7 protein-coding genes are annotated in these 5,702 nt (G+C 59.3%); 4 read left to right on the forward strand and 3 right to left on the reverse strand.

Annotated elements, in window-relative coordinates; genetic code table 11:
- Positions 1-255: 255 nt before the first annotated feature.
- From VFN25_RS01650 to VFN25_RS01660, 3 genes are read right to left on the reverse strand one after another with little or no spacing between them, the layout of a single operon-like run.
- A complete protein-coding gene (locus VFN25_RS01650; RefSeq protein WP_325138133.1) occupies positions 256-1,152 on the reverse strand; it encodes a carbon-nitrogen hydrolase family protein in 897 nt (298 codons plus the stop codon).
- Positions 1,149-1,766: a GNAT family N-acetyltransferase gene (locus tag VFN25_RS01655; RefSeq protein WP_325138135.1), complete on the reverse strand. Its 618-nt coding sequence runs from the start codon at positions 1,764-1,766 to the stop codon at positions 1,149-1,151. Before VFN25_RS01655 ends, VFN25_RS01650 begins: the two co-directional genes overlap by 4 nt.
- The gene (locus tag VFN25_RS01660) at positions 1,763-2,170 is read right to left on the reverse strand and encodes a ketosteroid isomerase-related protein (RefSeq protein WP_325138137.1); all 408 of its coding nucleotides are present in this window, start codon (positions 2,168-2,170) and stop codon (positions 1,763-1,765) included. The genes VFN25_RS01655 and VFN25_RS01660 overlap by 4 nt, the downstream gene beginning before the upstream one ends.
- A gap of 175 nt (positions 2,171-2,345) precedes the next feature.
- Between VFN25_RS01660 and VFN25_RS01665 the strand changes: the two genes are divergently transcribed.
- The 4 genes from VFN25_RS01665 (at position 2,346) to VFN25_RS01680 (ending at position 5,565) form a co-directional block, all read left to right on the forward strand.
- On the forward strand, positions 2,346-3,275 hold the full coding sequence (locus tag VFN25_RS01665; protein WP_325138139.1) for a LysR family transcriptional regulator: 930 nt from the start codon (positions 2,346-2,348) through the stop codon (positions 3,273-3,275).
- Between the two features lie 322 nt (positions 3,276-3,597).
- Positions 3,598-3,882 carry a hypothetical protein gene (locus VFN25_RS01670; protein WP_325138142.1) on the forward strand — a complete coding sequence of 95 codons (285 nt, stop codon included), beginning with the start codon at positions 3,598-3,600 and terminating at the stop codon, positions 3,880-3,882.
- Positions 3,883-4,302: 420 nt separating this feature from the next.
- Positions 4,303-5,214, forward strand: coding sequence for an HNH endonuclease (locus VFN25_RS01675; protein ID WP_325138144.1), 912 nt, complete (start codon positions 4,303-4,305; stop codon positions 5,212-5,214).
- 3 nt (positions 5,215-5,217) lie between these two features.
- Complete coding sequence (locus tag VFN25_RS01680) at positions 5,218-5,565, forward strand: nucleotide pyrophosphohydrolase (RefSeq protein WP_325138146.1); 348 nt, start codon at positions 5,218-5,220, stop codon at positions 5,563-5,565.
- Positions 5,566-5,702 lie beyond the last annotated feature (137 nt).

Here is a 5,702-nt window from a genome sequence, read left to right on the forward strand (position 1 = left end):
AAGGTTCCGGACCGCTGTGCCTGTCGCATGCGGAAGAGCCGAGCATTATACGGAAAGTGATGTGAACGAGATGTTATGTTCGGCTAACTTCGTCAAAGTTGCCGCCAAAAGGGCGGAAAAATCATGAAAAGCGAGTGGCGCGACTTTTCTTGTGAATCTTTGCAGGCGGGTGAAGTTCGTTCAAGCGAGTTGCCGAAACCCGTCGGAGCGCTCTTCGGCCGGCTCAGGACAGGCCTTCAGGCGCGAGATGTACCGTCACGCAGCAGGAAAAGCCTCGCCCCTGGTCGTGTTTGCGTCGTGCGGCCTTGAACGTTGCAGGATCCAGTCGCGGTCGTTCGCGACCTGCGCGGTAGCGCGACTGGCTTCCAGACCGGCGAAATCCAGTTGCGCGATGGCCCAGACCTCGTCGCCGCGGGTGCTGGCAAGCAGGCCGTCCGCTGGCAGGCCATGGTCCATCGGCGAGTAGACGGATGCTTCCCCGGTGTTGATATCGAGGGCCGGGCTCCACTCGGCGATGCCGGCCGTGACCGCCTGCGCGACGAATAACCGGTTCTCCAGCGCCCGCGCCATGCAACCGACGCGCACGCGAGTCGCGCCGGCCTCGGTATCGGTGCAACTGGGCACCAGCAGCAAGCGTGCGCCGTGCTCCCATTGTGATCGGACCGGTAGCGGAAACTGGACGTCGTAGCAGACTGCGATTCCGGTGCGCACCGCGCCTGCCTCGAACACTTCCAGCGAGTCGCCGCTCTCGATGATGCCGGTGGCTCTCTCGAAGCCGGTCAGTTGCAGCTTGTCCTGGAAGCCGTTGCGTCCATCGGGGGCAAACCACCAGGCGCGGTTGCGATAGCGGCCCTGGCCGAGCTCGGTCAGGAAGGTGCCGGCCTGGATGAACATGCCCAACTCGCGCGCGAGACCCTGGTAAAGCGCATTCCAGGCTGACTGCAGCGGCTGCAGCGCTGCCATCGAGGCCGTCAGATCGCTGCGGATTTCGGGCGACAAACCGGCCGCCAGTTCCAGCGAGAGGTATTCAGGCAACACGGCCAGTTCCGCTCCCCCGCGCTGTGCCTGGGCCAGAAGCACACGCTGCTTGGCCGCAAACGCGGCGAAATCGCGCGGCGCTTCGACCGGGTATTTGGCAACCGCTACTTTCATTGCGCATCCTCCATTGGACGTAACCAGAACGTCAGCTGCTTTTCCGATTCGGCGGTCTCGCCGATTTCCTTCCAGGCCAGGCTCATCGTCATGTCCGCCTGGCGCTGGTAGCCTCGGCCGTGCCAGAACGTGTCGTTGTCGCGGTGTCCGCTCGGGCGGCGCGGGTCATCGCTGGCGCGGTCTACCGAAGCAAACGCGGTGAAGCGGAAGCGCCCCAGCGCACGCGCGCGGGATTCGCGTTCGTCGAAGAAGCGATGGCCGAGTCCAAGCCCGCGGTACTCGGCCAGCAACACCGATTCGCCACAGTAGTAAACCTCGTCGACATTGATTCCTTTCGCATGGAACGGTGCCTGGAACTCCGGCTCCTCGTCCGCCAATGGCAGGCCGGTCGATGCGCCAACGACCCGATCGCCGTCCAGCGCGAGCACGAGGATGCTGTCCGGCGTGCGCGCGTAGGTGGCCAGATAGCTGGATTCGTAGTCCTCATCGCCGTCATACAGATACGGAAAATCGCGGAACACGCGGATGCGCAGTCGCGCGACATCCGCCAGCCAGTCGGTGATCGACGCGCCGTGGACGCTCAGCACGCGTGGCGTTGTCTGCTCAGCATTCATGCGCTGCGGGTTACCTGCGAGATCCAGTCGGCCAGGTTGTAGTAGTTGCTGACCCGCGCGATCTTGCCGTCGCGGATGCTGAAAAAAGCACCACCGGGAAGAACATAGCGCTGGCCGTTGGCCGATGGCAGGCCTTCATCGTCGGCCTTGTAGGTGCCGTGCACGACATATTCGGCGGCGGCGCGGGTCTGGTCGGCGCTGACCATGATTGCGATGTCACGCAGTTCTTCGGAGTAGCTGTGGTCCATGCGCTTGAAGAACGTGCGGAAAGCCTCTCGCCCCGACTCGCGCGGCCCCTGGTTGAGGTCGTGGGCGACATCGTCAGTCAGCAGGGCGAGCGTGGCCTCGCGATCGCCACTGTTGAATGCCGCGTAATAGGCTTGAATCAGGTCGTGGGTGTTCATGCAGATCTCCAGTCAGGAATGTCGATGATGGGGCGCCATCGGCTCAAGGCCGGAGGGCGAGGTCGATGATTATCGGAAGTTTGATCACGTCCGTAAATGGAATGAAAGCGCTTTCAGAATTCCATTCACTGGAATACGCTTCGACAGAGCTATCAGGCGCTGATTGGAGACTCCGATGCAAAACGAAGTGGGCTTGCTGCGAATATTCAGTGCAGCGGCCGAGTCGACGAGTTTTCGCGAGGCCGCCGTTCGACTCGGCTTGTCGCCGCAGGGTGTGACCCGCGCAATCAAGCGCCTGGAAACACATTTCGGCGAATTGCTGTTCCACCGCAACACCCGGCAGATGCGCATCACCGCATTCGGCGAGGATCTGGCCGCACGCTTGCAACCGGCCCTGGATCAACTGGATGGGTTGTGGCATCCCGTCGCCGAGTCAGGCGAAAGCGGTTTCAGCGGACAGGTTCGGATTACCGCACCACACAGCCTGGGCCATCGGGCGGTGATGCCGGCGCTGCAATCGGTGTTGGCACAACATCCGCATATCAGGCCCGAGGTACGTCTGTCCGACCGCATCGCCGATGCCGTCGACGAGGGCATCGATGTCGGCATTCGCGTCGGCTTCATGCGCGATAGTCGCTTCATCGCCCGACGCGCCGGTGAATTGCGCCTGATAGTCGCCGGTGCGCCGGAACTGATCGAACGCGTGGGCAAGCCGCAGAAGATTGAAGATCTGGATGCGGCACCGGTTGTCGCCGCACTCGATGTGAATGCCGGGCGACCGTGGCCATGGCATTTCAGCAACGGCAGGCAGTGGACGCCATCAAGCCCGGCCATGCGCATTGATGACAGTGATGCAGAGATGGGCGCGGTGCTTGCCGGAATCGGCTTCGGCCAGCTCGCCGACTACATGGCAATCCCGGCCATCGACGAAGGCCGCCTGCAACCGCTGCTGCAGAAACACGCACCAGCCCCGTGGGGCATCTACGTGTACCGACCGCAACGTGGCCCGGTCGCCGGCCGCGTGCGCGTGGTCTTCGACGCACTCGTCAGCGCGATCCAGCATCTGCCAGGCTACTCGCTGGCGGAAAGATCCCGAAAGAAATGACGGCGATAGTCTTGGCTAAAGGTCAGCGCATCCTTGAAGCCGGACTTGCCAGGCCAGATTCAATCGGAGAATCGCTGTTTCGCTGTTTGGACCTTTCGCATCTGATTTCCCTGCAGCACAACCCGTGGCAGTTGTCACGGACTTGTGCGTGCAGGCACCAGGCGAGATTCGCGATTCAACGACGGCCCGTCTGCATGCCAGCCAAGCTCAAGCAAACGGCGCTCTGACCCGGTTGCCAATTGCCCACGCGTGTCACGTCTTCGTATACCCTGATCGGTCAAGCGGAATGCCCGCATAAACACAACTGAACAGGGAGAATCACATGACCGTTTATGGAATTACGCGTTTTGCTGCAGCGGATATGGGCAAGGTAGGAGAATTCACCGAGAACATGCGCAAGGCATTGGAAGGCATCGGCGCCGACTTCATTGACCTGGTCTCTTACGGCAACGGCAAAGGTGTCGTCATCGCGAAATATCCCGATCAAGCCGCGTTTGACGCAGCCTCTGAAAAAGCCAGCAAGGTGTTTGCTGAAATGATCGAGGCCGGGATAGTCGAAAAGGACTCGGTACATCCGCACGCTGGCGAGGTGTTCAATTCGTTCTAGGCCGCATGACGCTGGGACATGAGAGGGAGCGGGGCAGGTCTTGTATTACCACATGTCGAATTTGCGATCAGGAATTCGGGCGATAGTTTTTCTTGCGTCGGATCTGCGAGCGCTTTGAGATGTCTGATGCCTTGGTGGATCGGACCGTAGAGGCGTGATCCGTCAATACAAGACCCCAGTGCACTGGTACGTTTCGCAACAACAACAAAGGGCACTGACGAGTGCCCGGCACGGACAACTCTGCTACCCGTGCGCGATCAGCGTGGACTAGCTCAAGTTTCAATGCCTGACCCCGAACACCTTCAGATCAAGCATTAGGGTCAAGTACAATCAATACAGCGCTCAAGATTTGGATTCCGCTCGGTGGCGCCGGGCCCGATTCGCTCGCGTCCCACTTGCCGTAACGCAAAGGAGAATATCGTGCGGTTCTGGCTGGGAGTCACGGATAATCGATGGTTTCAACACGTTTCTGCATCCGCTAGCCCGGAAGTCAACTTTTGGCAGCCGTCTGCCCGGGCACCGTTTACGACGTTGCCCGAGGGAACGCTTTTTCTCTTTAAGCTGAAAGCGCCCAACAATCACATTGTAGGGGGTGGTCGATTTGTCCGATATACCCGATTGCCGCTGCTATCGGCCTGGGCTGTGTTCGAGCAGCAAAACGGGACGTCCAGCCTGGGTGAATTAAAGAGGTTGATCGCGACCCATCGGCGTGATGCGACGACGCTCGACACGGAAATCGGCTGCACTGTTCTCACCGATGTCTTCTATCTTCCTCGTGATCGCTGGATTGATGTTGGCGAACGGTTTCGCACAAATATAGTGGTCGGCAAGACCTACGAGGATACGGACCCTGTTGGTGCAAGCCTCCTCGCAGACCTTGATCGTGTGACTGAAGGTCGCAGCATTGCCGAAACCGGCCTACGCGATGAGAGGTTGGGTCGCCCATTCCTGCAGCGAGCTCGTCTCGGTCAAGGGTCATTTCGCACGCTGGTGATAGACGCCTATGCACGGAAATGTGCGATAACCGGCGAGCACACCTTGCCAGTGCTGGAGGCCGCACACATTCTCCCGTTTGCGGAGCATGGGCCGCATCACGTTTGCAATGGACTTCTTCTGCGATCGGACTTCCATAAACTGTTCGATGCAGGTTTGTTGACGGTGGAGCCAGATCTCAGAGTTCGGGTCAGCGGCAGAATTCGCGACAGGTATTTCAACGGCAAGGCGTACTACCGTCTTCACGGGCAAATTCTGGCTGCACCGCCAGTTGATGCAATCGATCAACCTAACCCCGAGTACCTGCGTTGGCACAACGAAAACAGTTTTGTGGAGTAGGTGATGATCAGTCCAAATCTGGTGCAGCGATTGCTGGATTTCCGCGCCGAACGCGATTGGGAGCAGTTTCACAATTTACGAACGCTATCAACGTCTATTGTGCTGGAGACGGCGGAACTCGCCGAATTCACACAATGGGCAAGCGACTCAGAAATTGCGGAGATTGCGCGAAGTCGGCGAGCCGAAATTGCTCATGAAATTGCAGACATCGCAATCCTACTGAGCTACTTGTCCCACGACCTGAGTATCGATCTCGAAATGGCAGTATCCGAAAAGCTGCAATTAAACGCCGTGCGCTATCCGGTAGCAAAGTCGAAGGGTACCGTCAAGAAGTACGATCAGCTGGAATAGGGTGTATAACGTAAGCGTCCGCCCACCTCACCTACTCACCTGAACCGATAGCTGCTGCGATCCGCACTCCTGTGAATGAATGGAGAGTGGCAATGTCGAGCAAGCGCGTAATGTGGGCGGAACGGATTGAGGCCTGG

The sequence above is a fragment of the Dokdonella sp. genome (genome assembly GCF_035703485.1).
GTDB lineage: Bacteria > Pseudomonadota > Gammaproteobacteria > Xanthomonadales > Rhodanobacteraceae > Dokdonella.